Origin of the sequence: uncultured Marivirga sp. (assembly GCF_963974845.1) — a bacterium.
In the GTDB taxonomy this organism is placed as follows: Bacteria; Bacteroidota; Bacteroidia; order Cytophagales; family Cyclobacteriaceae; genus Marivirga; species Marivirga harenae.
The window spans coordinates 78,398-104,258 of sequence record NZ_CAXBEQ010000005.1 but is presented as its reverse complement, the minus strand read 5'-3'; the positions used below and the strand labels follow the sequence as shown (position 1 = coordinate 104,258).

The 25,861-nt window shown below is 34.6% G+C and carries 22 protein-coding genes; 13 read left to right on the top strand and 9 right to left on the bottom strand.

Features of this window, described 5'->3' with window-relative positions:
- Nucleotides 1-541: 541 nt before the first annotated feature.
- The 6 genes from AAC601_RS12340 to AAC601_RS12315 all read right to left on the bottom strand — a co-directional run bounded on the left by AAC601_RS12340 (nucleotide 542) and on the right by AAC601_RS12315 (nucleotide 7,004).
- Nucleotides 542-841 (bottom strand): helix-turn-helix domain-containing protein, encoded by a 300-nt coding sequence (locus AAC601_RS12340; RefSeq protein ID WP_340153443.1) that lies wholly within the window; start codon nucleotides 839-841, stop codon nucleotides 542-544.
- Nucleotides 842-1,751: 910 nt separating this feature from the next.
- Nucleotides 1,752-2,999, bottom strand: coding sequence for a DUF6371 domain-containing protein (locus tag AAC601_RS12335; RefSeq protein ID WP_340153442.1), 1,248 nt, complete (start codon nucleotides 2,997-2,999; stop codon nucleotides 1,752-1,754).
- Nucleotides 3,000-3,085: 86 nt separating this feature from the next.
- A complete protein-coding gene (locus tag AAC601_RS12330; protein WP_340153441.1) occupies nucleotides 3,086-4,570 on the bottom strand; it encodes a phage/plasmid primase, P4 family in 1,485 nt (494 codons plus the stop codon).
- A gap of 4 nt (nucleotides 4,571-4,574) precedes the next feature.
- The gene (locus AAC601_RS12325) at nucleotides 4,575-4,859 is read right to left on the bottom strand and encodes a helix-turn-helix domain-containing protein (protein WP_340153440.1); all 285 of its coding nucleotides are present in this window, start codon (nucleotides 4,857-4,859) and stop codon (nucleotides 4,575-4,577) included.
- 64 nt (nucleotides 4,860-4,923) lie between these two features.
- Entirely contained in the window at nucleotides 4,924-5,676 is a 753-nt protein-coding gene (locus AAC601_RS12320) for a hypothetical protein (RefSeq protein WP_340153439.1), read from the bottom strand.
- Nucleotides 5,664-7,004 (bottom strand): tyrosine-type recombinase/integrase, encoded by a 1,341-nt coding sequence (locus AAC601_RS12315; RefSeq protein WP_340153438.1) that lies wholly within the window; start codon nucleotides 7,002-7,004, stop codon nucleotides 5,664-5,666. The genes AAC601_RS12320 and AAC601_RS12315 overlap by 13 nt, the downstream gene beginning before the upstream one ends.
- Nucleotides 7,005-7,570: 566 nt before the next feature.
- On the opposite strand from AAC601_RS12315, the gene AAC601_RS12310 reads away from it, so the two are divergent.
- The 4 genes from AAC601_RS12310 (at nucleotide 7,571) to AAC601_RS12295 (ending at nucleotide 14,263) form a co-directional block, all read left to right on the top strand.
- Nucleotides 7,571-8,515 (top strand): acetyl-CoA carboxylase carboxyltransferase subunit alpha, encoded by a 945-nt coding sequence (locus AAC601_RS12310; RefSeq protein WP_303269265.1) that lies wholly within the window; start codon nucleotides 7,571-7,573, stop codon nucleotides 8,513-8,515.
- Between the two features lie 938 nt (nucleotides 8,516-9,453).
- A complete protein-coding gene (locus AAC601_RS12305) occupies nucleotides 9,454-10,302 on the top strand; it encodes an MBL fold metallo-hydrolase (protein WP_340153437.1) in 849 nt (282 codons plus the stop codon).
- 104 nt (nucleotides 10,303-10,406) lie between these two features.
- Complete coding sequence (locus AAC601_RS12300; RefSeq protein WP_303269263.1) at nucleotides 10,407-11,189, top strand: patatin-like phospholipase family protein; 783 nt, start codon at nucleotides 10,407-10,409, stop codon at nucleotides 11,187-11,189.
- A gap of 218 nt (nucleotides 11,190-11,407) precedes the next feature.
- A complete protein-coding gene (locus AAC601_RS12295; RefSeq protein ID WP_303269262.1) occupies nucleotides 11,408-14,263 on the top strand; it encodes a pitrilysin family protein in 2,856 nt (951 codons plus the stop codon).
- Nucleotides 14,264-14,468: 205 nt separating this feature from the next.
- Here AAC601_RS12295 and AAC601_RS12290 read toward each other — a convergent pair whose 3' ends face one another.
- A complete protein-coding gene (locus AAC601_RS12290; protein ID WP_340153436.1) occupies nucleotides 14,469-15,272 on the bottom strand; it encodes a dienelactone hydrolase family protein in 804 nt (267 codons plus the stop codon).
- A 226-nt stretch (nucleotides 15,273-15,498) separates the two neighbouring features.
- Here AAC601_RS12290 and AAC601_RS12285 point away from each other — a divergent pair, with 226 nt between their 5' ends.
- Nucleotides 15,499-16,767 (top strand): NAD(P)/FAD-dependent oxidoreductase, encoded by a 1,269-nt coding sequence (locus AAC601_RS12285; RefSeq protein ID WP_340153435.1) that lies wholly within the window; start codon nucleotides 15,499-15,501, stop codon nucleotides 16,765-16,767.
- A gap of 21 nt (nucleotides 16,768-16,788) precedes the next feature.
- Here AAC601_RS12285 and AAC601_RS12280 read toward each other — a convergent pair whose 3' ends face one another.
- Nucleotides 16,789-17,769 carry an alpha/beta hydrolase gene (locus AAC601_RS12280; RefSeq protein WP_340153434.1) on the bottom strand — a complete coding sequence of 327 codons (981 nt, stop codon included), beginning with the start codon at nucleotides 17,767-17,769 and terminating at the stop codon, nucleotides 16,789-16,791.
- 8 nt (nucleotides 17,770-17,777) lie between these two features.
- A complete protein-coding gene (locus tag AAC601_RS12275; RefSeq protein ID WP_340153433.1) occupies nucleotides 17,778-18,884 on the bottom strand; it encodes an AMP-binding protein in 1,107 nt (368 codons plus the stop codon).
- A 207-nt stretch (nucleotides 18,885-19,091) separates the two neighbouring features.
- Here AAC601_RS12275 and AAC601_RS12270 point away from each other — a divergent pair, with 207 nt between their 5' ends.
- From AAC601_RS12270 to AAC601_RS12235, 8 genes are all read left to right on the top strand, one after another.
- Nucleotides 19,092-19,571 carry an Lrp/AsnC family transcriptional regulator gene (locus AAC601_RS12270; RefSeq protein ID WP_303269257.1) on the top strand — a complete coding sequence of 160 codons (480 nt, stop codon included), beginning with the start codon at nucleotides 19,092-19,094 and terminating at the stop codon, nucleotides 19,569-19,571.
- A 4-nt stretch (nucleotides 19,572-19,575) separates the two neighbouring features.
- Nucleotides 19,576-20,082 carry a phosphoribosyltransferase family protein gene (locus AAC601_RS12265; RefSeq protein WP_303269256.1) on the top strand — a complete coding sequence of 169 codons (507 nt, stop codon included), beginning with the start codon at nucleotides 19,576-19,578 and terminating at the stop codon, nucleotides 20,080-20,082.
- A gap of 50 nt (nucleotides 20,083-20,132) precedes the next feature.
- The gene (locus AAC601_RS12260; protein WP_340153432.1) at nucleotides 20,133-21,872 is read left to right on the top strand and encodes a hypothetical protein; all 1,740 of its coding nucleotides are present in this window, start codon (nucleotides 20,133-20,135) and stop codon (nucleotides 21,870-21,872) included.
- Nucleotides 21,873-21,983: 111 nt separating this feature from the next.
- Nucleotides 21,984-23,948 carry a threonine--tRNA ligase gene (gene thrS, locus AAC601_RS12255; RefSeq protein ID WP_340153431.1) on the top strand — a complete coding sequence of 655 codons (1,965 nt, stop codon included), beginning with the start codon at nucleotides 21,984-21,986 and terminating at the stop codon, nucleotides 23,946-23,948.
- Nucleotides 23,949-24,045: 97 nt separating this feature from the next.
- A complete protein-coding gene (gene infC / locus AAC601_RS12250) occupies nucleotides 24,046-24,594 on the top strand; it encodes a translation initiation factor IF-3 (protein ID WP_303269252.1) in 549 nt (182 codons plus the stop codon).
- Nucleotides 24,595-24,619: 25 nt separating this feature from the next.
- Nucleotides 24,620-24,814, top strand: coding sequence for a 50S ribosomal protein L35 (rpmI, locus tag AAC601_RS12245; RefSeq protein ID WP_340153430.1), 195 nt, complete (start codon nucleotides 24,620-24,622; stop codon nucleotides 24,812-24,814).
- 107 nt (nucleotides 24,815-24,921) lie between these two features.
- Complete coding sequence (rplT, locus tag AAC601_RS12240) at nucleotides 24,922-25,266, top strand: 50S ribosomal protein L20 (protein WP_303269250.1); 345 nt, start codon at nucleotides 24,922-24,924, stop codon at nucleotides 25,264-25,266.
- A 171-nt stretch (nucleotides 25,267-25,437) separates the two neighbouring features.
- Nucleotides 25,438-25,830: a hypothetical protein gene (locus tag AAC601_RS12235; RefSeq protein ID WP_340153429.1), complete on the top strand. Its 393-nt coding sequence runs from the start codon at nucleotides 25,438-25,440 to the stop codon at nucleotides 25,828-25,830.
- Nucleotides 25,831-25,861: the final 31 nt, after the last annotated feature.

The window sequence follows — 25,861 nt, the reverse complement described above, 5'->3', positions numbered from 1 at the left end:
CGGATACAGGTACGATGCCTTTTCAAAACCGTTGTACGAACTGTAAGTAGTGATTGCGTAATTTTTACACCCTAATAGGGTGTCGAATTATCTAAATAGGTTGGACAGTTTCACCTAGATGGGTGGCACAATTTGAACTAAAATAACGATTTAATTCCTTCAAAACAGGTAATCTATTAAAAATGTTGAAAAACAGACCGTATTAATGTAAAGAAGTGAAAGGGTGTTAAATCCGTGTTTTAATAGTACGGACGTTGCGTGATTTTGTACGTACAGTAAGTAGATACTGCGTACTTAGTAAGTTTACAGTAGTGATTAAGTACTGATAATTATTGAATGTCTCAATGGACTTGTTTATGAAGTAATACTGGTTACATCTCATCAACTACTTAAATAGCGGGTGTAAACAGAAAAGCAATAGAATATATTACTTGGTAAACTGAGGATTACTCCGAATTTAATTAGAGCAAAAATTACAACAACTTTAAAGTCTTCATTACCATCAATATTAATTGCAAATCCATATTCCACTGTTATCGCATTATGTAGTATATTTCGAGCCCATCTTAATATTAAGAGCTTTACTTAGCTCTTCCCTCACATAATATACTCTACCACCTAGATAATGAGCTTGAATGATATTTCTCTTGCTCCAATCGCTTAAAGTAACTAATGTGATTTTTAGAAATTCAGCAGCCTCATTTCTAATCAATAATTGATAATTATTATTTTTCTTTGGCTCTTCGGACGGTTTAAGTGATGCTAAAGCCTCCTGTAGGACTTGGTTAATTACTGCTTGAAACTCCTCTACAGACATTGAAATTAATATTTGCTTTTTCATTTTTGATTTTTTTTACCTACTGAAGATAGTTTGCTTGTAAAAAAGATCCAAGATTAGCATTACACTTAATCCGTAATAGAGTGTCATAATCTGGTGACAAAAGACATCTATTCTAAAGTTTTATCAAAGAAGATCAGCAAAGACACCCCTCTGAACTACATAAAACAGCCTTAATGTATTAAAACAGGCATTACGGTGATTATGTAAGGAATCGTAATAAGAGTGTAGCTGAATTACAATTTAACCGTAATTCAATATAAATTGGGATCTTAGTAGCTAATACGTAAGTGGAATTTTAAAGATGATTTCTTACAAATAGTGACCTCTTTACATTCATAAAAAATTCCGGAAGCTATCTTAGTTATACTGATACCAAATGGGATACTTATCCTTCACTACTCCGTAAAGGGTAAAGAGGAATGCCGGCATGACAGCATCAATTAGTGCTTGAAAATCTGATACCGACCAAGTGATTACTACTAGCTTCTATATAAAACGTTTGCTACTATATAGAATTATCTTCACGTTTTGATTGCCCAATGTTAGTGTTACAATCTAATTGTAAGTGCGTGGCGTTAACTGGCAGTAACAGACATCCCTTATAACATTTTCTAATATAAATTCAGTGTAGACACCCCTCTCAAATATATTTAGCGGCCTATTTACATTAAATTTGGACCTTACAATGATTATGTAGGAAACCATAAAATCAAAACCCTTGGATTTACATCTCTGCTGTAATGCATGATATATTTGGGGTGTCATCGACTGACTTTCCATTTAATTCCGGACTGAAAGAGAAACAAATAATGTTTATCTTTTTGATATCGACCTATATAAACACTCACTCCACTCTGTAGTTTTAGAAACTTTTGTACAAAGTTTTACCAGACAATTGCTGACTAAGTTATCAGAAATCAATTTCAGCTGTCTTTATGAGACTTAATAGTATGGGTGTTTTTACAATTTGCTCTATTGTTTTCCTACATTCAGCATTGAGGTAGGGTGCGTGAATATCTAGTTCTGCAGGATATCCATCCGTCATCAGTAAGCCATTGTCAAAATGTAGGGTATCAATATACTTGGTAGTGGGGATATAGGCAGTTTTGACTACTTTTTTAGTGTTGTTATTGCTTTTTAACTCTTTTTGAAATTCCCTCCAATCCAACTGAATTAAGAAGTCTGCAAGGTCTAGGCCCATATCTTTTTCACCTTGATTAGCCTTACGCTCCAAAAAATCAGAAACGTGGAAGTTTACTTTAGGAATTTCGATGTTAAGCTTTTTTGATTTCGCTTTCCATTTTTGATAGGTGTCACCATTTTTAGATAGGTCAGGAAACAAGATTACATTTCTTCCTTTCAAAACTTTGCACTTTTCTACCGTAAGACTACTTACATTATAGGTGGCTAACCATAAAAGGTCATTAGATTTACTTGGAAGGCCGAAGTAAAGGGTACCATAGATTGCGGTTTTAGGTGCTTCTACCAAGGCAACAGGATTGTTGGGGAATTTTTCCAGCAAATGTTCTCCGAAAAAACATCGGACTTTTCTACTATTACTATTATATTTTTGAAGCCAGTACGGAGCCTCTGTAGCTTTTCTACGGTAGTACCGTAGCAGTAATGTATGTATAAAATCTGTTCTAGTTGTATGATTGCAGCGATCAAATAGTTTTACTTGAACTGCTGTAATCCTATTTTTACTATCAATATAGGGGATTGTTAACCCGCCTTTCATATCTTCTATTGGGATAGTCCCTAATTTATATTGTTCAAAAACAGCGTCAAGAAATCCTTTGTGGATGTAGTTAATCTTACTGATTAAATAATTATAGAAGCTATTTAATTCTTTGGTACTCTGCAATTTCTCATTAAGCTTACAAGGTAAATACACATCGGGTGTAATCTGCGATCCAACAACTTGTAGTCTTTGCTTGTCTGATGTCCTTACTTTAGCGGAGTCCTCTTCAACTAAAGGAAATTCGTAAGGAGTGTATAGGTAGCCACATTTCACTTCATTATCACATCTTCCATATATTTCAGGTAATACTTCTCCATTCTCAGTATTAAAATACCTTTGCCAATGACGCTTAGACTGGCACCTTGGGCACATTAGTTTTGGTACTCGATTAGAAGCCAGCTGATATTTATACTGCATAAAAGTTTTGTTTTAAGTGCAACTTTCTTCACTTTTTACACTTGACATGGTGCTAAAGTGAAGGAAGTGACTTTTGTGACAAGTTTTTAGAAACTTTTTTTACAATAAATTTCGATACCTGAATTAGTTTTAGTGTCATAGAAATTGCAATGAATAAGTCTCCCTTTAAATTTCTTTTTTCCAAGGGGACGATATCCATTTTTCTCGCAAAACTCCTTGAATTCACCATACAAGTGCATTAAGGATATTTTGTTATTTACATCAGGCTTGTATCCTGATTCTTCTAAAAATAATTTAACTGTGTCAGAATCAATCTTATATCTTCTAATAAGCCGGTTAGATGAATCACATTCTGTAAAGCCTTTATTAACTTGTAATCTTTTTAATCCTTCAACAATCCAATTAAACACCCCTGCTAATTCACTTCTGATAATCTTTTTATCTAATTCGTTATCTTGCTTTTCATCTGGAATTTCTTTTTCGAACGGAATAATGAGTAATCGTCTAAAAAATGCATGGGTTTGTTCTACTTGTTCAGGCAATTCATTAATGTTAAACATCAATCGTGCGTAGTCCTTCGTTTGAAAAGGTGCTTTGTAAATACTCCTTACGGTAATTTTTTCACCCGAAGCCAATTTTTTAAACATCGCAAAATCAAACTTAGTATCAATTTCGCTTGCATAATTCATTAACTTATCTACGATTTCAATCCGGTTATACCCATTTTCTTTTGAAAGTTCATCCAAACTAAAAGCTGTAATATTATCTGGTCCCAGTAAGGCTGTGAACACATCAAAAAACACAGATTTTCCATTAGCTCCATTACCATACAAAAACAATACTTTTTCAATTTTGCCGGAATCCTTTGGTAAAAAAGCTGATGCACAGTACTCTGCTAAAAGGTATTGCTTATCGATCTCAGGAATCACATCATCGAGATAGCGTTTAAATAGAGGAGCTCTTGCATTTTCATCGTAGGAGAAGGGAAGAACATACTTTATAAAATCTTCAGCTCTGTGTTCTCTGAGTTCATAACCGTTATCAGTGATTTCCAACGTACCATTCTTTAAATTCATCAGTACTTTGGATCGATCTTTAGCCTTTTCAACAACTATTGTAGTCGACCTAAACTGATTGACTAAGTGTTCTTTGAATTTATAATACTTGGCCATATTTTCTGACAACCCTATCTTCTCTGCGAACTCACCGAGAAATTTCTGCAATTTCTCTTCTGAAATTTTATCCCAGAAATAATGATTATATAGGTAAAAATTGTCATACTGAGCACACATATTAAATTTAAGACTATTGCTGATGGATACCAATTCATCAATAACAATCACTTGAATTTTAGAACCTTTTGCCTTTTCTACATCTTTATTTCCAGTAAGCTCCCCGAAATTGATTGGTTTTGCGGTCTTTATAATTTCATTTAAAGAGTTTTGAGTTATTTCAAAGGTGTTGAAGCTCGAGACTTCTTCAATATCTCTTTTAACTGAATTAATCAGTTCCTTAGGATTAATTGAATTTTCATCCGTCCTGTTAAGGTCTTTATCAAATTGCTTTTTCATGACATCAAGATTTAGGATTATTTACCCTTAATGTCTGTATGACTTCGCTCTTCTTATAATAAACTCTACCACCAACTTGATAGGATTGAAGTATACCAGTCTTAGTCCATTCACTTAGAGTGACTAATGAAATTTTAAGGAGGGAGGCTGTTTCTTGCCGACTTAATAAATCGTTTTCAGAAGAATCGCTTTTCTGAGATTTCAAATCCTTAAGTCCTTTTATTACACCTGCGATGATTAGATTTTCTAAATCATCTGTGGTCATGGATATCATAACTTGCTGTTTCATAATTATTAGATTTAATTAAATTATGAAGCAATTTTAAGCAGGGACCAGCCGTAGGGACCGCTATTTAGTCCCCTATATTTTTATCATCAAAAAACTCTTTTGAGTCCAAAATATCATCTTCTGAAATTAAAGGTCTACCTCTCTTTTTATTTCTGTTTTTATATCTTTTTGCAGTATCTGGTTCTAAGCCCAATATTACACCTATAACTTCGTACGTATCACCTGGACTTAAAGACTTATATGAAACGCTTTCTAGTAAGAATTTCTCTAAAATCAGGTACCTATAGCTAGTCGAACCATCTTCATCTGATCTTTTTTTAGAACTGTCCAATGCTTGTACCAGTGAGTCTATTCTTTTTTTGGTTTTAAGTGATGACTCAATTAGTAATTCTTCGTTAAAAGTAAAGTCCGATTTTATCACCTCATCTACACCATACTTTTGCACTTCTTGAAGGAATATAATCAGCCAATGATCAGGTTCAGGAAGTCCATTTTTTGAATAATAGTACTTTAACCCATCCATTTTCTCTTTATACAAACTGTCGTTCTTCAAATACCATTCCTTGAAATTTTTCACTTGAAATACAACAGCTTCTAAATCTATGGCTGATAATCCTATATAAGTTCGGTTGAGGGATTGCCATTCCTCAAAATCGGCATCACGAAAAAATATGACTTTTTGCAACAATTCTATTCCCTGTTTGAATAATGCAGATCGCTCATTTGCATCTTTGGAATTCCAGTCGCTGTATTGACTTACTATAAATTCTAACTCTCTAGTTAGTTTAATAAACTTATTCTCTTCTATATTTTCCAAAAGCTTTTAAATTTATTTGCATGTTCTTCGGCTGTAACGTTAATATATCGTAAAAATGTAGATTCTTTACTATGTCCAGTAATATTCATAATGTACTGAATAGGTACACCTTTCAAATAAAAGATAGTAGCAAAGGTTCTTCGAGCAGTATGTGCTGTTACCAATTCATATTTTACATATTTCTCTTCTACTTGCATACCCCCCTGGGTTACACTTCGTATGTAAGGCTTTTGTAAGCTTGGCAATAATGCTGCTATTTCTTTTAATTGCCTATTAAAAACTGGGGAACTAGGAGCAATAGGCCATCTATAATTATATTTTTTTAAAATATTTAACACAACTTCGTTTAGTGGTATTGTAATCTTTTGATTTACTTTACTGTAGGAAGGAATGGTGAGCGAATCATCATTGATATAATCCATTTTCACCTTTGATAATTCTTGGAATCTTAATCCAGTCCAACAGCCAATTACAAAGATATCTTTGGTAATCTGTAGATGCGGATTATCAGATAGATCTAATTCTTGCAGTTGAATCACTTCTTCCTCTGTTAGGCTGATGTTATCTACTTCTACATTAAAAGCCTTAAATTTTTTTGATTGATAAGCTATATTAGTATTTAAACCTATTTCAGTGGCGTAATTCATAAATGCTTTAATAGCCCTGATAAACTTGCCAACTGTATTAATTTTAAATCCAATGATGTACTCTCCGCCTTTCGGGTCATCTTTTTTCTCTTGCTCTGTTTTCTCCCTGATTTTATATTTGTTTAAGAAGTCGATAAAGCTTCTGTAAAACTTGATATCTATGGTATCAAAAGTAAATGGATGTTTTTTAGAAAATTCCTTTAAGACATCCCTTGTTCTTTCGTATTTCTGGATGGATGCTTTTGTTAGTTTTTGTCCTCTGTCGTTTAGTCGAGCACCAGTTTTACAGTCTTCTATGAATTGACTAAAGACTTTGAAGAAATCCGGCTTACCTTCAAGTTGTATCTTATCCTTCCTATCATCTTTTTCTACTCTAAGCGTTCTTACTGAATCTGAATTTAAAATAGAATTTACCAAATCCGAAACTGAATTAAAGTCAAAATCGGATTGTCCTCTTAATCTAATTTTATTAATTTCATCTGAAAGTTTCTTTTCCCATTGATCAAGTTTACTATTGATATCTAGCCTTGATTCATCACCATTCTTAAATCTTAGTCTTTGTGCAGACTCATTCCAAATTTTAGGTTCAACATGTAATCCTGTAGAAAACTTTTTACGGACTCCCTTATAGGCAACATATAGAATAATTGGCGTTTCTCCAGCCTTATTCTTGTCTCTCAAATAATAGTTCGTTTTAATCACTTTTTAGACTAAATTTATTACTCTCACAAGGTAAACAAAAATACTAAATGGGGGACACTTTGGGGGACACTTTTTTTAAATAACAACAAATAAGAAATTATAATATAGTGAAAAAAAACCTATAAAAATCAATTTAAAGCTATAAAATGATAGAATTTAAGATAATTTAATACAAGTACAATCGGTCTCGTCCAGACCGCTTTTAAGCCCTTAGATTAACTTCTAAGGGCTTTTTTTATGTGCTTTGTTTAAGTAGTTAAAAAAAACTATCTCAGTGGATTAACCCCAAGGCTATTCTGGGGATAATGTGTAACCTGAATTCTCGGGACGGTCGCGAGTTAGTGTCTTCCCGATTCTCGGGACAGGCTGTCCACACCACTAAAAGCTCACTTTTGAACTAGGCTTTTTTTGTTTCCATTCTTTTAAGTTACTATTCCCCCTTTGTTATTATCTTTGTTCTTTTGGAAAGATGATGGGAAATTGATTAAATTTCATGAAGCTTCCAGAATAAATATTAATTTTACATTTGATTAAACACTAAAATAATGCTTTTGGAATTCGAACAACCTATAGTTGAATTAGAAAATAAATTGGCGGGAATGAAATCACTTGCTGAAGAAAGCGATGTGGATATCTCCGATGCCATCAAAAAACTAGAAGATAAAATTGTGTCCTTAAAAAAAGAGACTTTTCAAAATCTAACCCGATGGCAAAGAGTGCAGCTGTCCCGTCATCCTGACAGACCTTACACATTGGATTATATTTATGAGATCACTGATGACTTTGTGGAGTTGCATGGTGATCGCACGGTAAAAGATGACAAAGCCATGGTAGGTGGTTTTGGTAATGTCGATGGTCAAACATTTATGTTTATTGGTCAGCAGAAAGGTAGAAATACTAAGCAGCGACAAGAAAGAAACTTTGGTATGGCCAATCCTGAAGGTTATAGAAAAGCTTTGAGACTGATGAAGATGGCTGAAAAATTTAATAAGCCTATCGTGACTTTCATTGATACCCCAGGTGCTTTTCCAGGACTTGAGGCTGAAGAAAGAGGACAAGGGGAGGCCATTGCGAGAAATCTTAAAGAGATGTTCATGCTAAAAGTTCCTGTTATCTGTGTTATCATAGGTGAGGGTGCTTCAGGTGGTGCTTTGGGAATTGCCATTGGTGATAAAGTTTTGATGTTAGAAAACACTTGGTATTCTGTAATTTCTCCTGAATCTTGCTCTTCTATTTTATGGAGAAGCTGGGATTATAAGGAGCAGGCAGCAGAGGCCTTAAAGTTAACAGCTCCTGACATGCTGAAGAATAAATTGATAGATGGAATAATTCCTGAGCCACTAGGAGGTGCACATACCAACTTAAAGGCTGTAGCTGATGAGGTGAAAAAAACCATTCTTAAGAATTTTAAGGCGCTGGATAAAAAATCAGTAGATAAGAGAATTGAAGAAAGAATAGATAAGTTTAGTGGAATGGGAGTTGTAAAGTAATCTTTAAATTTCGTTGATAAAATGGCTTTTAAGAATGTGATCATTTGCATTTTTAAAAGCCATTTTTTGATACAATTGAAGCACTGCATTTTATTAGTTCTAAAGAGCAGAGATAAGTATTAAAATACTAATTTTTGTGTTTTTAATGCTTCATACTTTTTCCAATGATGAAAAAGTATGCAAAAAATCTAGGTAAAATGATGCTACTTCTCGCAATTGCCAACGCTGGCCCGCCATTTTACCCTCCAACCCGCTTTTTCGCTTAGGCGAAAGTGGGGGAGTTAGCTATTAATTATTTCATCAGTTGAATTTGGTCTATTACATTTTTATTGAGATTCCATTGGCCGCTTTTTTAAACTAATTTTAATTATTTGATGTTTTTTTATTTGAATAGTAATAGATGAAAACGGGTTTTAAGTAAGTCACAATTACCACTGATAAAATGGCTTTTAAGAATGTGATCATTTGCATTTTTAAAAGCCATTTTTTGATACAATTGAAGCACTGCATTTTATTAGTTCTAAAGTGCAGAGATAAGAATTAAATTACTAATTTTTGTGCTTTGATGCTTCATACTTTTTCCAATGATGAAAAAGTATACAAAAAATCTAGGTAAAATGATGCTACTTCTCGCAATTGCCAACGCTGGACCGCCATTTTACCCTCCAACCCGCTTTTTTGCTTAAGGCGAAATTTGGGTGTAGCTCTTTATGATTTTATTGATCATTTACATCCGATCTAGATTCCCTTGGTCTGGTTTGAGGTGCTTTCAATGATCTAACTTTTTTTTTTAAGTAGCAATCTTATCCAATAATGTACGAAAACAAATTTCAATTAAGGAAAAGTTGATACTTAATTAATGGCTTTTAAGAATGTGATTATTTACATTTTTAAAAGCCATTTTTTTTATAACTTCAAATTTCAATAAATGAATTGTTATGAATTTACATATTATAGAAACAGGATTTTTTAAGTTAGATGGTGGTGCTATGTTCGGGGTTGTCCCAAAATCATTATGGTCAAGAACCAATCAACCCGATGAAAATAATATGTGTACTTGGGCAATGCGATGCCTGGCTATAGAGGATGGAAATCAATTAATTCTGATTGACAATGGGATAGGGGATAAGCAAAGTGAAAAATTCTTCAGTCATTTCTACCTTCATGGAGATGCTAGCCTGGATGGGTCATTGAAAAAAGCGGGTTTTTCGAAAAATGATGTAACCGATATGTTTCTGACTCATCTTCATTTTGATCATTGTGGGGGCGGAGTAAAATGGCAAGATCAAGATCACACAAAGTTGGATATTGAGTTCAAAAATGCTAAGTATTGGTCGAATCATGATCATTGGAAATGGGCCACTGAACCCAATGCCAGAGAAAAAGCTAGTTTCTTGAAGGAAAATATCTTACCCATGCAGGAGAGTGGTCATTTAAATTTTGCGGATAAAGGGAATCCATCTCCCTTTTCTCAATTTGATATTTTATATGCTGATGGGCATACCGATAAGCAAATGGTGCCTAAAATTAAATATAAGGATAACACTATCGTTTTTGCTGCAGATCTATTACCTTCTGTCGGCCATATTCCTCTACCTTACGTGATGGGCTATGATGTAAGGCCCTTGAAAACTTTGGACGAGAAAGAAAAGTTTTTGAATGAGGCCGCTGATAATAAATATATCATATTTTTAGAACATGATGCGGAAAATGAATGTTGTACTGTTAAACATACTGATAAAGGGGTGCGTTTAGATCAAACATTCAAATTATCTGAAGTATTGTAATTAGAATGCTTCATTGATAATTCTGTCTGTTATCTTGTATAAGTAAAAGAGAATTCTTCAGAACGTATATTCTACTTACAGTGAGGAATTACGTACATAAATATATGAAAATAGGACTAGCACTTTCAGGGGGTGGGGCAAGAGGTTTTGCTCACCTAGGCATCGCTCAATATTTATATGAGCAGGGTATTAAACCAGATATGATTTCAGGGACTAGTGCTGGGGCCATTGCCGGATCGTTTTTGGCAGCAGGCTATGAGCCCAAAAGAACTATGGAGATTATATCAGATATAAACTTCTTGAAATTCTTTAGACCTGCTTTGTCATGGTCCGGATTAGTAAATTTGGAAAAAATATCCGATGTTCTTAAAGATTATTTTCCTGAAAATTCATTTGAAGCTTTTAAAATTCCTTTGGTAATTGCTACAACAAATTTCAATTCCGGTGAGAATGTTAATTTTGATTCCGGAGAACTCATCAAACCGCTTTTAGCTTCTGCGAGCATTCCTGTAATTTTCAAACCCATTATTATGGAAGGGGAATCGTATGTAGATGGAGGGATTACTAATAATTTACCCGCAAATGTCTTGAAACCTCATGTCGATTTTACAATTGGTGTGAATGTCAATCCGGTAGGGCGTTCTAACCAAAATGGAAATATGAAAGAGGTTTTGGAACGCTCAATGTTGATGATTATTAACTATCAAACCAAAGAGCAGGCTAAGTTGTGCGATATATTTATTGAACCGAAAGACCTTTCTCCCTTTAAGGTTTTCTCGCTTTCTAAAGCTGAGGAGATTTATGAAATAGGTTATACTAGCGCCAAAGAGACCTTCTCCGGCCTAGCTGATGATCATCCCTTGACTAGAATCAAGAAACTAGCCTAACTATAGGATTCCTTTAGTGTTTTTTCGCTACTTTTCTACTGCAAGACTACCATGGGCAGAGCAAGTTTTTATTTGGTAATAATCTGTGTTTATAGTAGATATTAACAAATTTTAAGACCTGTACCATTTAACCGTTTTCTTTTCCGTTGATATACTTAATATTCGCTTTTTTGCGCAAATTTATAGTATTTACTCACTAAGTTATAACTAAACAAATTATGAGAAAATTATCAGCATGGTCATTAGTGCTATTTATGGGCATAATGGCTGCTTGTCAACCAAGCGAAAAAGCGGACAATAAAGCAGAATTGTCCATTGATTATGAAAAATATGTGCTTCCAAATGGTCTGGAAGTGGTCCTTCACGAGGATAAATCGGATCCCATTGCAGCTGTAGCTATTCAAATGCATGTGGGTTCTAGCCGTGAAAAGCCGGGAAGAACAGGTTTTGCCCATTTTTTCGAACATATGTTATTCCAAAAATCTGAAAACGTTGAGGAAGGTGCATTTTTCAAAAACATAAATGATTTAGGTGGAACATTCAATGGCGGTACTTGGACTGATGGAACGGTTTACTACGAGGTAGTTCCTAAAGATGCTTTGGAAAGAATCTTGTGGATGGAAGCAGATAGAATGGGATTCTTTATTAATGCTATCACTAAAAAAGACCTGGAAGATGAAAAGCCAGTGGTTCAAAATGAAAAGAGACAAAGAGTTGATAATCAGCCTTACGGACATAGAAGCTATGTAATTAAAAAAGCTTTATACCCAGAAGGTCATCCTTATAATTGGGAAGTAATTGGAGAGTTAGAAGATTTACAAGCAGCTACTTTGGGCGATGTTAAGGAATTCTATAACAATTGGTATGGTCCAAATAATGCAACAATAGTAGTTGCTGGTGATTATGATAAGGAGCAAGTGAAAGCTTGGATTGAAAAATACTTTGGAGAAATTGAATCAAGAGGAAATGACGAAGTAATGTCGCCAAAGCCAGTTACTTTGGAAGCTACAAAAAAGCTATTTCATGAAGATGATTACGCGAAAGTTCCTGATTTAAGAATTGTTTATCCTACAGTAGAGCAGTATCACCCAGATTCTTGGGCTTTATCTGCTTTAGGTGAAATCCTCAGTCAAGGTAAAAGAGCGGTTCTTTACAAGAAATTGGTTGAAGAGACTGAATACGCACCAAGTGTATTTTCTTATAACTCTTCTAGTGAATTAGCAGGTGAATTCAATATTGGGATTAGAGCAAAGGACGGAATTGACTTGGATTCAGTTTACGCTGCAGTACAGGAAGCTATGGATGAATTCGAGAGAGATGGTTTCTCTGATAAAGATTTGCAGAGAATTAAAGCCAGACAAGAGACTAGTTTCTACAATGGTATTTCTAGTATTTTAGGAAAAGCATTCCAATTAAGTAGCTATAATGAGTTTAAAGGAAATCCAGGATATATTACTGAAGACATCAATAAGATTTTAGCTGTTGAGAAAGAAGATGTAATGCGAGTTTACAATGAGTACATTAAAGGTAAACCAGCAATTATTACAAGTTTTGTTCCTCAAGGTCAATTGGAATTAATAGTAGAAGGATCTGAAAAAGCGACTGTTAAGATTGAAGAAGTAAAGCCAATGGATGAAGCTTCAATGGCAGATTTAGATAAAGATGCTGAATATGAGAAAACGCCAAGTGAAATTGACAGAAGTAAGCAGCCTGAACTTGGTGATATGCCTTTGATCACGCCACCAACAATTTATGAGACTACGATTGCGAACGGAATAGAAGTTTTAGGTATTCAAAATGATGAATTGCCTTTGGTTAATTTTAGTATTAGACTAAAAGGCGGTGGATTATTAGATGATCCTAACAAACCGGGAATCGCTAACTTGGTGACTGACATCATGCAAGAAGGTACTAAAAACAAGACTCCTGAAGAGTTGGAAGATGCAATTGGTCAAATTGGAGCTAGCATTGGAATGTATACGGGTAATGAGGAAATCGTTATCTATGGTAATTGTCTTGCACGCTATTTTGAGGAGACCATGGCCATAGTTGAAGAAATGATTTTGGAGCCGCGTTGGGACATGGAGGAGTTTGATAGATTGAAAAATGCTCAAATCAATAGTATCAAGCAGAGAAATGCTAATCCTAATGCAATTGCTGGAATTGTTGCCAATAAAATCACTTACGGTGATGACCATATTTTCGCGAAACCATTAAGCGGTACTTTGGAATCGGTTGAATCTATTAGTATAGATGATTTAAAAGGCTATTATGAAAAGTACTTCTCACCTAGTGTAACGAGCTTGCAAATTGCAGGTAGCGTAACTAAGGCTCAAGTGGAGAAGGCATTATCTGGTTTGAACGAAAACTGGGCTTCAAAGGAAGTTACTTTTCCTGAGTATGAAATGAAAAGTGTGGATGAAGAAGGTAAAATCTATTTTGCTAATTTCTCTAATGCTAAGCAATCAGTAATCAGAATGCAAAGACTGGCAGTGGAAAGAAATCACCCAGATTATTATCCGTTAACAGTTGCTAACTACGGTTTAGGCGGAAATTCAGGTGGAAAACTATTCCAAGTGCTAAGAGAAGAGAAAGGCTACACTTATGGAGCATATTCTAATATTAGCTCAAGTACTCAGAAATCTCCATTTGCAGCTTATTCTAGTGTAAAAACAAATACTACTCCGCAGTCAGTAGCTACTTTCAAAGAAGTAATCGAGGCGTACAAGGAGAACTATAACGAAGAGGAATTGGAAAAAGCTAGAACTGCTTTGATTAGAAAAGAGGCGAGAGATTATGAGACTTTAGGTCAAAAACTTAATGTTTTACAGCAAATATCTTCTTACAATTTACCAAAGGATTTTATCAAACAAAATCAGGAAGAATTGAAAGCTTATACTGTTGAGGACATGAAAAAGATCATGGATACTTACATGAACATTAATCAGATGAATTACATCATTGTAGGAGATGCTGAAACTCAATTAGAAGGGGTGAAGGCATTAAATATCAAAGAAGTTGTTAAAGTAGATGAAGACGGAAATCCAGTTGACAATAAGATTGAAGCAATGTAAAAAATAAATTTAATAGAGAATTAAAAGGCTGGGATCAAGATTCCAGCCTTTTTTTTGTCCCACTGGTTTTCTAGAACAGTTATGAATTTCCCCTTTAACCTCCAAAATAGTCATTCGCCTGCTTTCGGCTGACCTTTGTACTTCCGCCTCTGGCGAACTGAAGCCTTGCAGGCAGCTGTATAATTAGTACAGATGTTCGATTTTTTTATTTTAAAATTCGAAGCATTCTTTCCCAAGATTTATTTCGAGCTCCAATATTGGCTTCTTGACCTGTGGGATCATCCCCAGAGCGCATATAGGCGTGTCCTGCCCCTTCATAAACTCGTACATCATAGATCTGTTGATATTCATTCATAGCTTCCTTAGAAGCTTCAATTGTAGCATTTACCCTCTGATCATTTCCTCCATAGAATCCATAAACTGGTGCTTCAATTTTAGCATAGTCGATTGCTTCCTTTGGCCCCGTTCCATAAAAAACCAAAACCTCACTTAAATTTTCATTATTGGTTGCGTAGCGAAAGGATTGAGAGCCTCCCCAACAGAAACCTACGACAGCGACTTCTCCATTTCCGGCAGCAAGCTTTTTAAGATAATTGAAGGAATTATGAAGATAGGAGGTGACTAGTTTTTCATCCAACTCGTATAACGCATTTCTCGCATCATCTGAACTTGGAAAGTCAGCAGTCCCCGTATATTCTTCACTAAAATCAGAAAGTAGATCAGGAGCAAAAGCAATAAATCCTTTTTCTGCTAGTTGATCAGCAAAATTTCGAACCCAATCCGTTAGGCCTCTATTTTCATGTATGACTATAACTGTTTTCGCTTTTTCAGAGATTTCAGGAAAAACTAAGAATCCTTTTAGGGTCTTGTCACCAGCGGAAATCTCTACCCATTCATGATGTCGGGGCGAATCCTCTAATCGATCTTTCATGCGATCTTGAGCGTTTCCCATCATGGTAAATAATCCATAGAAAAGGAAAAGAAGAGTAAATTTTAGGTATCTTTCCATAGTTATATATTTATTTGAATAATCTAAATTAATGTAGCTTATTATTCCTTAGGAAGCAAGGAATCCATTATAAATCAAAGAAGCTTAATTGCAGCAAATTACTCTTAAAAAGTTCTTATTACTTCAGGAACCAAATCAAAACTTCTTGCTTTCCGTTTCCTAGATTTCATATATTTATTCATCTTTGAGTATTATTTCATTTAATTGAAAAAGCACCAATAACTACATGCAAGAACAAAAAGTAATCATTATAGGAGCGGGGATAGCTGGATTAACAGCAGCTATTGAATTAGAAAAAGCAGGTTTTAAACCTACTATCTTAGAAGGGTCAGACAACATTGGCGGTAGGGTGAAAACTGATAAGTTTGGCGGATATCTTTTAGATCATGGTTTTCAAGTGTTATTGACCGCCTATCCTGAAGCTCAATATTATTTGGAATATGATAAGCTTAATTTGAAAAAGTTTAGTCCAGGGGCATTGATTTTAGATGGACAGCATGGAGAATATGTAATTTCTGACCCAATAAGACAGCCTACTTCCCTTTTTAGCATGTTATTTTCTCCTGTAGGCAGTTTATCTGATAAAATTAAAATATTTCAATGGAATAGGGCTTTAAAGAAATTATCTATAGATAGTATTTTTGAGAAACCGGAGGTGTCTTCTATTGAATTCTTAAGAAAGAAGGGATTTAGTGAATCCATAATAAAGCAATTCTTCAAGCCCTTTTTTGGTGGTATTTTCCTGGAAAATGAATTGCAAACTTCTTCCCGTATGCTGGAATTTGTTTTTAAAATGTTTGGCGAAGGTTTTGCAGCCGTACCTGAATCTGGAATGAAGGCTATTCCTGAAATGTTGGCCAGTAACTTATCACAGACAGATATTAAGCTTAATAAAAGGGTAGAAAAAGTTGAGAGAAGAAAAGTAATTCTAGAAAACGGAGAAGAGCTGGAAGCTGATGTCATTATTATTGCAACGAAAGCAAACCAATTGCTACCGCAGCTCGATGGACAATTTGCAGAAGACCAATTCGTAACCAATTTGTATTTCAGTTCTGATATTGATCCTATTGGTAAACCTCTAATAGCATTAGTGCCTGATGACGATAAATTAATCAATAATATCACGGTCATGAATAAAACCTCTTCCTCTTATGCACCAGCAGGAAGTTTCTTACTCTCCATTTCTGTTACCAAAAACTATCAAGAAAACGATAAACAATTAAAGCAGAGAATATTGAAAGAGTTGATCGAGTTATTTCCGCAACTATCGAATGCTACCATTGAGCATCTTAAAACCTATTATATTGATAATGCATTGCCTCAAATTGATGACTTTCAAAACAAAATGAATCCCTCACAATCCAAAGTCCATCAAGGCATATACTTAGCAGGGGATTACCTATTAAACGGCTCCATCAATGCTGCAATGGCCTCTGGTAGATATGCGGCTCACGCAGTTTTCGAAGATTTGAAAGGCCAAGGATTTCATAATTGATAGTACTAAGAGTATCAAATATTAAGTCCCTTTAGGATTGAGAAGGGAGGACTTCAAAAATTCAAGAGCATCTTTTGCAGTTTCTAATGGGATTTCCTCCATTGGGACATGGCCAGCATTCTTATAGATCTTTAATTCACTCTTGGGTAAGATACTGTCAAATCTATAGGCATGCTCTACGGGAATCCAGCTATCGTGCTCGCCCCACAAAATAAGCGTAGGGATTTGTATCTGTGATAATTTTTCAAATTCGGAAGGGACTCTTTGACTAAATCTTTTTAAGGTCGCTTTTCTGTTTCCTTCATGGAGCATGAGATCATAATACATTTGAATTTTTTCATCGGTAATTTTAGATTTATCATAGTAAACCTGTTCTAAGCTCATTCTGAAAAGAAATTTGGGAGTAATGCTGGTCATGAGTTTTGAGAATACAGGATGGTTAATTAATGAGAATACTGAAAATCTATTTTGATCTTTAAATTTTGCAGTATCATTGGCTATTCTTGCTCCAGAGGAGTTTAAGAGTATTAATTTATTAACCATTGTGGGATTAAGCAGCGTCATTTTATAAGCTACTTGTCCACCCATTGAGTTTCCAGCCAGTGCTATGCTATCATAATCCAGCTCTTGTACAAGTTTCCAAAGTAGATCAGCATAGTAATCAGTGTCGTACTTTTCTTGATGATTTGGACCTGTAAGCCCATGACCTGCTAAGTCAACAGAGATGGTCGTGAAATCTTGAGCAAATTCCTTTTGCCAAACTTCCCAAGTGTGTAAGGAAGAAAAACTTCCATGAAGTAACAAAACAGGAAAGCCTTTTCCTACTTTCCTAATATGTAGTTTATTACCGTCTATCTCAATATATTGAGATTCTGCAGTAAAGTATTTTTTGTGATTTGTATCAGCAGGAATATCAGATTTATAAAAAATGAGCAATAGAATCAGGAAAAGACTCACGATGCTCAATAAAACGAATCCTATAATTTTGAAGATTTTTTTCATGACTGGTTTTATTGCTCTAAAATAGTTTCAATAGTCCTTTTTCGGTTGATTTTACCATTTTCAGTTTCTGCGAATTCATCAATGGTAAAGATTTGTTTAGGAGCCTGAAAAGCTTCTAATTTCGATTTTAAAATTTTGGGAATATTCTCAGTGGCCACATCGCCTTCCAGTACCAAATTTAAAGATTCACCAAACTTTTCATGCGGTAAACCAAATACAAAAAATCGATTGCTTATGTTGAATTCACTAAATATGGAAGCTATTTCTTTCTCGATGATTTCAGGGTGAATTTTTATGCCTCCGGAATTGATTACAAAATCATACCTTCCTAACCAATTAAATTGGGTTAGGGAAATTAATTCAACTACATCATTTGTTAGCAGTGAATCTTGACCACTGATTTTTGGAGCATTTACAATCAAACAATTTCGATTATCAACTGAAAAGCTAACTCCTTTCAATGCATTGAAGCATTCCTCCTTTGCCGAATTGATGCGTTTTAATGCAACATGAGAGACTGTTTCTGTCATTCCGTATGTGCTATAAACTTTGGTATTATAAAAATGAGATTTAATTTTCTGAGCTAGATTATCTGGAACAGGAGCACCCCCTAAAATAATAGCTTTGGATCGTTCCAAATATTTTATGCTTTCGGGACTTTCCTCTATAATCCTTTCCATTTGATAGGGCACAAATGAGAAAAAATCAATGATTGAATTGTCTATAAAATCTATCAAAGGATTACCGGAAATTGGGGCAATATGCAAATCTAATCCTCCGATCAAAGCTCTGGCAATCATCATTTTTCCCCCTATAAAAGAGGGATTTATGCACAGCAATGCCTTATCGCCTTCCTTTAAATTAAGCGTTTCTAAGGTTGCTAAAGCACTTGATTTGATCTGACTCTTTTGTATTTTGATCCTTTTTGGCTTCCCTGTCGATCCAGATGTAGATTGAAAAATGTGATCAGAACTCGAATTCCAATCTACTATAAATGCAATTATGCTTTGTAGATATTGATCTTTACTATTGTTAAAATGATGGATAAAATCCTGTAAATGATATTCATTCTTATTATAAATGATCGATACGTGTCTAGACAAGGCTGGAGGCATGAAGTACTAATTAGCTTGAAGTGGTAAATTTAATACTTAATTGAGTCAATATTGTAAAAAAAGAAGTTCAATATTAAGATTTCAATATTTTTGCTATACTTTTAACAGTTTTGCAAAAATAAATTTGGTTAAATTGAAATTCTATACCGAAATAGTCAATAATATATACTAATTTTGCTTTTTAATTGAAAACTCCAAATAATAATAATGTTACCTTTCAAACTGGATAAAATTGACAAGAAAATATTGGACATACTGCAAATAGATGGCAGAATTACCAATGCTCAGTTATCAAAAGATATTGGATTATCACCTGCGCCAACTTTAGAGCGTGTTAAGAAACTTGAAAATGCAGGTATAATCAAAAGTTATCATGCAAAACTTGATACCGAGAAGATAAATTTAGGCGTGAGTACTTATGTTATGGTATCCTTAAAAGGCCATAATAAATCAAATATTGATAAGTTTATTGCCGCGATTGATGATGTGGATGAAATTATTGAGTGTAATCACGTTACTGGTTCAAGCGACTTTATTTTAAAAGTGATTGCTAAAGATATTCCTTCTTATCAAAAACTGATGCTGGAAAAAGTTAGTGAAATCGAAGTAGTAGATAGTATGCAATCGATGGTAATTTTATCTACATTTAAGGATAGCAAAAGAATGCCGATACCTGAAAATAAATGAAATTATGCCTAATCAGCGCAATCAAATTTTAGACCGAGAAGCTATCCAGAGTAAAATCAAAAGGATAGCTTTTCAAATTTTAGAGAATAACTACCAAGAAGAGAAACTGTATATCATAGGGATTGAAGGTGGGGGAGCGATTTTGGCTAAAAAAATCAGTCAAGAATTAGAAAGTATAAGCCAACTAAAACCTATTTTCTTATCAGTTAATATTGATAAGTCTTCACCTTCCGATTCAAAAGTTGTTCTGAGTGAAGATGTGGAGATTGCTAAAAACGCAGTTGTTCTTCTTGTTGACGATGTTTTGAACTCGGGTAAAACAATATTTTATACACTTAGGTCATTGCTAGATCTAAACCTCAGTAAAATTGAGACAGCATTTTTGGTAAACAGAGCCCACCGTTCATTTCCAATCGCAGCGAACTATACAGGTATTGAAATTGCTACAACTATTCAAGAACATATAAATTTCAATTGGTCGGAAGAAGGTTTTGGTGTTTACCTAGAATGATTTACTTTTGTAGTTATTTGAATATTGCTCAACCATAAATAAATCAAACAATGAGGGTTTTTGTAATAGTGTTATTATTAACCGTTGGATTTTCTCCAAAGTCAGATGCACAACGTATCCGATATAAAAACCTTTTCCCCATTCTGCAGAGCAAAGATTACAAGACTGCTGCACCTCAACTCTTACAGTTTCTGGAAGAAAATGATGATGAAGCGAACGCTTATTTCTATTTAGGTGAAATAATTGTTTCACAACTCGACTCTGCTGAAATCTTTCCATCTACGGAAAAGTTTGACTCTATGGCCAATAGAGCCATTGAAGCGTACAAAAAGTCAATGGCGCTTGTTGATGATCGAGAAATCAGAAAAAATGATGATTATTATGCTGCTTACAATAGAAGAGACCTCCGAACAGGTAAGTTTGCGATTAAGATATCGGATATTCATTTAGACTATGAGAATAAAATAAAAGAGGTTGTTAAAAAGAAAGAACTAGTTAATGAATTACATGAATTAAAAAACAGGTCAATTCAAGAATATGAAAGTTTTGCCTTATTAGTTGAAGATTTTCATTCACGCTTTACCAATGAATCGGCCTATTTATTAAGAGCAGGTCCTGCCGATATTGCTGCCTCGCAAAAGCTTGTATCCAATTACCTGAAGTTCATTGAAGTCTATGAAGATTTTACTACAAAGCTCAAATCCTTAAAACACCCTTCATATGACCCACAGCTACAAACAATTCAAATTGTCAATTGGAATGGTTTAAAACTACTTAAATCAAATTTCTCTGATTTTTCTGTTAACATTCAGAATTATGAAGAGTATCTCAATAGATTGAATGCAAAGATAGAGTCAGAAGTAAAACCCCTTAAGGATTTACTCTACAAAACTGATGCTGAATTTAACCAAGCAATTTCTCAAAATCTTAGTATAAGTGATTCCTCTAAGATTCAAAAGATGACTATTCCGGAAAACCTGGTGGAGCAGTTAAAGAAATATGATGAGGATAATGTAATTCTTAACTTACTAAAATATAAGAAACAAAAAAGCCGTACAAATTTACTTACGAATGTGAGTTTACATCCTGTATTAGCTGATTCCTCCAATATTTACCAAAGAGCAAATTTGGTGGAAGAATATGAACTCAATTTAACAGAGCAGTTAGATTTAATTGAGAAAATAGACCTAGGCATTTCTGATAAAACTAAAAATGATTTCAAATACTTTTTGGAAGGATTTAAACCTTCTATTGAAGCTTTTATTGAAACCGAAAAAACTATTGTCAAACAAAAATTAGATTCTGTTTCTCAAAGAACCGAAATGATGGCAAGACAAATTGAGTTTTTTAGATATGAACAGGATTCGATCTTCCTAACGCCTCTAATTGCTGCTACCCATGAGCATAAAAACTACGTTTTAAACACCATCGAGCTCGATTCAATGCTGTTAGTTGGGGGGCAAATGGGAAATCAGCCTTTCATTGCTTCTGCTGGATTCAATATGGAAGTAAAGTCATTTACTAGCTTGTTAGACAGTTCCTACACCATTAATAACATGATAATGTTAAGCAATAATCTTTTGGTAAATTTAGAAGGAACTGAGAAATCGCAGCAGAATCGATATTTGAAATATTTCTCTCCAAATTTAGAAGAGTTGTGGTCATTGGAATATGAACAGGAGGCCAGTCTAGGCAATGCAAAAGTGGAAGCAGGGATCTTCTTTATATATGATCAGGATGGCAATGTGCTCCAAACTTTGAATTCACAAGGTGAAATAATTGGCAATTAATGATATTTTACCAGAATTCCTGTTACACTTATTAAATCAAAATTGCATATTTGTGCTTGGAAGGAATTCCTCAGATAAATACAGCATTTTAAGTAAGAATTACATAAAAATATGAGTAGTAAAATTAATATCACCTTACCAGATGGTACAGTAAAAGAGTTTGAAAAGGGCATTTCTGGCTATGACGTAGCTATGAGTATAAGCGAAGGATTGGCCAGAAACGTATTGTCAACCAAAGTTAATGGTCAGGTGTGGGATTCTACAAGGCCTATAAATGAGGATGCTCATGTTCAATTGCTTACTTGGAATGATCCGGAAGGTCAAAATACGTTCTGGCATTCATCTGCTCACTTATTGGCCGAGGCTTTAGAAGAACTTTACCCTGGAATAAAATTCGGTATTGGACCACCCATAGATAATGGCTTCTACTATGATGTTGATTTTGGAGAAAAGGAATTGCAAGGAGAGGAATTAGAGAAAATTGAGCAAAAAATGCTTGAATTGGCTCGTAATAAAAATCAGTTTATACGTTCTGAGATTTCTAAGAAAGATGCGTTCGAGTATTACCAGAAAAAGGGTGATGAATACAAACTTGAATTAATTGAAGGACTAAATGATGGCGAAATCACTTTCTATCAGCAAGGAAATTTTACAGATCTGTGTAGAGGGCCACATATCCCACATACGGGTTATATTAAAGCCGTAAAACTGCTAAATATTGCCGGTGCCTACTGGAGAGGAGATGAAAAGCGTAAACAGTTAACAAGAATTTATGGCATTACATTTCCTAAGCAAAAAGAACTAAAAGAATATTTAGAGCTTTTGGAAGAAGCAAAAAAGCGAGATCATAGGAAATTAGGTAAAGAGATGGAATTGTTTGCATTCTCTGAAAAAGTGGGCTTAGGCTTGCCGTTGTGGTTGCCAAAAGGAACTATGTTAAGGGATCGATTGGAGAATTTCTTGAAAAAGGCTCAAGTGAAAGCCGGGTACCAGCCCGTGATCACCCCTCATATCGGAAATAAGGAATTGTATATTACCTCTGGTCATTATGAAAAATATGGCAAAGATTCCTTTCAACCCATTGCTGCTCCATCAGACGATGATTCGAAAAGTGATGAGGAATATTTATTAAAACCAATGAATTGTCCTCACCATTGTGAAATTTATAAAACAAAGCCACGTAGTTATAAAGACTTACCCCTAAGGCTTGCTGAATTTGGTACTGTGTACAGGTACGAACAAAGTGGAGAGCTGCACGGATTAACCAGGGTAAGGAGTTTTACTCAGGATGATGCACATATTTTCTGTCGCCCAGATCAGGTAAAAGAGGAATTCATTAAGGTGATTGATCTCGTGTTATTTGTCTTTAATTCCTTAGGCTTCCAAAATTTTGTAACTCAAGTATCTCTAAGAGATCCGGAAAATAAGGAAAAATACATTGGAGGAGATGAGGTGTGGGATAAGGCTGAAAAAGCCATCATCGAGGCAGCAGAAGAAAAAGGGCTAAAAACAGTAATAGAATTAGGAGAGGCTGCTTTTTATGGACCTAAGTTAGATTTCATGGTTAAAGATGCTCTTGGAAGAAGCTGGCAATTAGGCACAATACAAGTAGATTATAATCTTCCTGAACGCTTTAAACTAGAGTATGTTGGTGCTGATAATAGTAAGCACAGGCCTGTAATGATTCACCGTGCGCCATTTGGTAGCATGGAGCGATTTGTTGCGGTATTGATAGAACATTGCGCAGGTAATTTCCCATTGTGGTTATCTCCTGAGCAAGTTGCTGTTTTGCCAATTTCTGAAAAGTATGCTGATTTTGCCAATAGGGTTTATAGTGAACTCGAAGCAGAAGATATTACAGGCTTTATTGATCATAGAGATGAAAAGATAGGACGTAAAATTAGAGATGCGGAAATCAAGAAAATTCCTTATATGTTGATTGTTGGAGAACAAGAGCAAGCTGAGGGCAAAGTCTCTATCAGAAAACATGGAGAAGGAGATGTGGGAAGTATGAGTTTGGAAGATTTTAAATCATTTTTTAACCAAAAAGTGCTGGATAGTATAGAAAATAAATAATATTAAATATTAGATTTTGGATTGTAGTTTTGTAATCCAATATTTATCACGATATTTGCACATTGTTAAACAAAAAAAGGAGGTTAATATTAGTAAAATGCGAAAAAAAGGCAGCTACCGACCTAGGGGTAGGGAAGAAGAACCTTACAAGGTAAATAGTAAAATTAGAGCTAGAGAGGTACGTGTAGTTGGTGAAAATGTAAAAGTTGACGTTTATACCATCGGTGAAGCACTCAGGATGGCTGAAGAGCAAAATCTTGATCTGGTAGAAATTTCTCCCAAAGCAGATCCTCCCGTTTGTAAAATTATTGATTACTCAAAATTTAAATACGAACAGAAGAAGAAGCAAAAGGAAATTAAAGCCAAAGCTCAAAAGACCGTAATCAAAGAAATTCGGTTTGGACCCAATACTGATGACCATGACTTTGAATTCAAATTAAACCACGGAAAGAAATTCCTAAAAGATGGTGCTAAAGTGAAAGCTTATGTGCACTTCGTGGGAAGAACAATTGTTTTCAAAGATAGAGGGGAACTTTTATTATTGCGTTTTGCTTCTGAACTGGAAGAATATGGAAAAGTAGAACAGATGCCTAAATTAGAAGGTAAAAGAATGACACTTTTCATTACTCCGAAACAAGCTAAATAAGTAACCAATTTAAATAAATAGATAAATGCCTAAAGTAAAAACAAAATCAGGCGCGAAAAAAAGGTTTAAATTGACTGGAAGCGGTAAAATCAAAAGAAAGCACGCTTTTAAAAGTCACATTTTAACCAAAAAAGAAACTAAGCAGAAAAGACGCTTAACCGATATGGGTCTTGTTCATAAGACAGATATGGGTAGAGTAAAAGACATGCTTAATCTCTAATATTTCGCAAAATTAAAACGAACGAAGGTTCAATGTTTAACCGGGATATATGGTTTGTCAAGTATCAATCGTGAGGTTGGTCACCAATTTCCAAAAAATTAAAATTTATGCCAAGATCAGTAAATCATGTAGCTTCAAGAGCTAGAAGAAAAAAAATCCTTAAGTATGCGAAAGGCTACTGGGGTAGAAAGAAAAACGTTTGGACGGTAGCAAAAAATGCCGTTGAAAAAGGTTGGTTGTATGCCTACAGAGATAGGAAACAAAAGAAAAGAGAATTCAGAAAATTATGGATTCAAAGAATTAATGCAGGTGCCAGAGAACATGGTTTGTCTTATTCTCAGTTTATGGGTGCTGTAAACAAAAAAGGAATAGAATTAAACAGAAAAGTATTAGCTGATTTAGCTATGAATCACCCTGAAGCTTTTAAAAGCGTAGTAGATTCAGTAAAGTAAGATACTTTTTTATATCATATACTGGCCTCATTGCATTATGCAGTGAGGCTTTTTTATTTCCAGTCCATATGACATTAGCTTAGCTCTTTTTTGCTATAGGAAGATTTTTAACCCTAAGCTCAAAAATTTGTAGTTACCTCTGTATATTTTGTAACTAAAAAAGACAGGAATATGAAATTTGGAATGAAATTAGTATTAGCGGCTTTTGTTATAGGCGGATTTATAGCATGTGAATCTGATAAAAAGCAAGTGCAAGATTCTACTGCCAGTGAAAAGTCAGAGCAAGTAAAACAAGACTTCCTTCAAAAGAAAAACGAGTGGAAGGCTAAACTGGATGCTGAGATCGATGCGGTAGAAGAGCGCATCGAAAAAGCTAAAGCAGATACGGAATTAGAGAAAGAACTTAAAAAAGTTAAAAGTAAGCTTGAAAGCAACTTAGCAACGATTGAAAGCTCTACTGAAAAGACTTGGTCAGAGGCCAAGAATGACGTTAAAAAAGCATATGATGATGTGAAAAATGATTTAAAGGATTTAAGCAATAAAATTGAGAGTGAATTAAATTGATTTAGTATTTATATAATTTGAATAGAAACCG

What these genes read in the sequence shown, in the direction of transcription:
- AAC601_RS12340 (WP_340153443.1), bottom strand. Translation starts at nt 841, where the DNA reads ATGAAAAAGCAAATATTAATTTCAATGTCTGTAGAGGAGTTTCAAGCA.
- AAC601_RS12335 (WP_340153442.1), bottom strand. Translation starts at nt 2,999, where the DNA reads ATGCAGTATAAATATCAGCTGGCTTCTAATCGAGTACCAAAACTAATG.
- AAC601_RS12330 (WP_340153441.1), bottom strand. Translation starts at nt 4,570, where the DNA reads ATGAAAAAGCAATTTGATAAAGACCTTAACAGGACGGATGAAAATTCA.
- AAC601_RS12325 (WP_340153440.1), bottom strand. Translation starts at nt 4,859, where the DNA reads ATGAAACAGCAAGTTATGATATCCATGACCACAGATGATTTAGAAAAT.
- AAC601_RS12310 (WP_303269265.1), top strand. Translation starts at nt 7,571, where the DNA reads ATGCTTTTGGAATTCGAACAACCTATAGTTGAATTAGAAAATAAATTG.
- AAC601_RS12305 (WP_340153437.1), top strand. Translation starts at nt 9,454, where the DNA reads ATGAATTTACATATTATAGAAACAGGATTTTTTAAGTTAGATGGTGGT.
- AAC601_RS12300 (WP_303269263.1), top strand. Translation starts at nt 10,407, where the DNA reads ATGAAAATAGGACTAGCACTTTCAGGGGGTGGGGCAAGAGGTTTTGCT.
- AAC601_RS12295 (WP_303269262.1), top strand. Translation starts at nt 11,408, where the DNA reads ATGAGAAAATTATCAGCATGGTCATTAGTGCTATTTATGGGCATAATG.
- AAC601_RS12290 (WP_340153436.1), bottom strand. Translation starts at nt 15,272, where the DNA reads ATGGAAAGATACCTAAAATTTACTCTTCTTTTCCTTTTCTATGGATTA.
- AAC601_RS12285 (WP_340153435.1), top strand. Translation starts at nt 15,499, where the DNA reads ATGCAAGAACAAAAAGTAATCATTATAGGAGCGGGGATAGCTGGATTA.
- AAC601_RS12280 (WP_340153434.1), bottom strand. Translation starts at nt 17,769, where the DNA reads ATGAAAAAAATCTTCAAAATTATAGGATTCGTTTTATTGAGCATCGTG.
- AAC601_RS12275 (WP_340153433.1), bottom strand. Translation starts at nt 18,884, where the DNA reads ATGCCTCCAGCCTTGTCTAGACACGTATCGATCATTTATAATAAGAAT.
- AAC601_RS12270 (WP_303269257.1), top strand. Translation starts at nt 19,092, where the DNA reads ATGTTACCTTTCAAACTGGATAAAATTGACAAGAAAATATTGGACATA.
- AAC601_RS12265 (WP_303269256.1), top strand. Translation starts at nt 19,576, where the DNA reads ATGCCTAATCAGCGCAATCAAATTTTAGACCGAGAAGCTATCCAGAGT.
- AAC601_RS12260 (WP_340153432.1), top strand. Translation starts at nt 20,133, where the DNA reads ATGAGGGTTTTTGTAATAGTGTTATTATTAACCGTTGGATTTTCTCCA.
- thrS (WP_340153431.1), top strand. Translation starts at nt 21,984, where the DNA reads ATGAGTAGTAAAATTAATATCACCTTACCAGATGGTACAGTAAAAGAG.
- infC (WP_303269252.1), top strand. Translation starts at nt 24,046, where the DNA reads ATGCGAAAAAAAGGCAGCTACCGACCTAGGGGTAGGGAAGAAGAACCT.
- rpmI (WP_340153430.1), top strand. Translation starts at nt 24,620, where the DNA reads ATGCCTAAAGTAAAAACAAAATCAGGCGCGAAAAAAAGGTTTAAATTG.
- rplT (WP_303269250.1), top strand. Translation starts at nt 24,922, where the DNA reads ATGCCAAGATCAGTAAATCATGTAGCTTCAAGAGCTAGAAGAAAAAAA.
- AAC601_RS12235 (WP_340153429.1), top strand. Translation starts at nt 25,438, where the DNA reads ATGAAATTTGGAATGAAATTAGTATTAGCGGCTTTTGTTATAGGCGGA.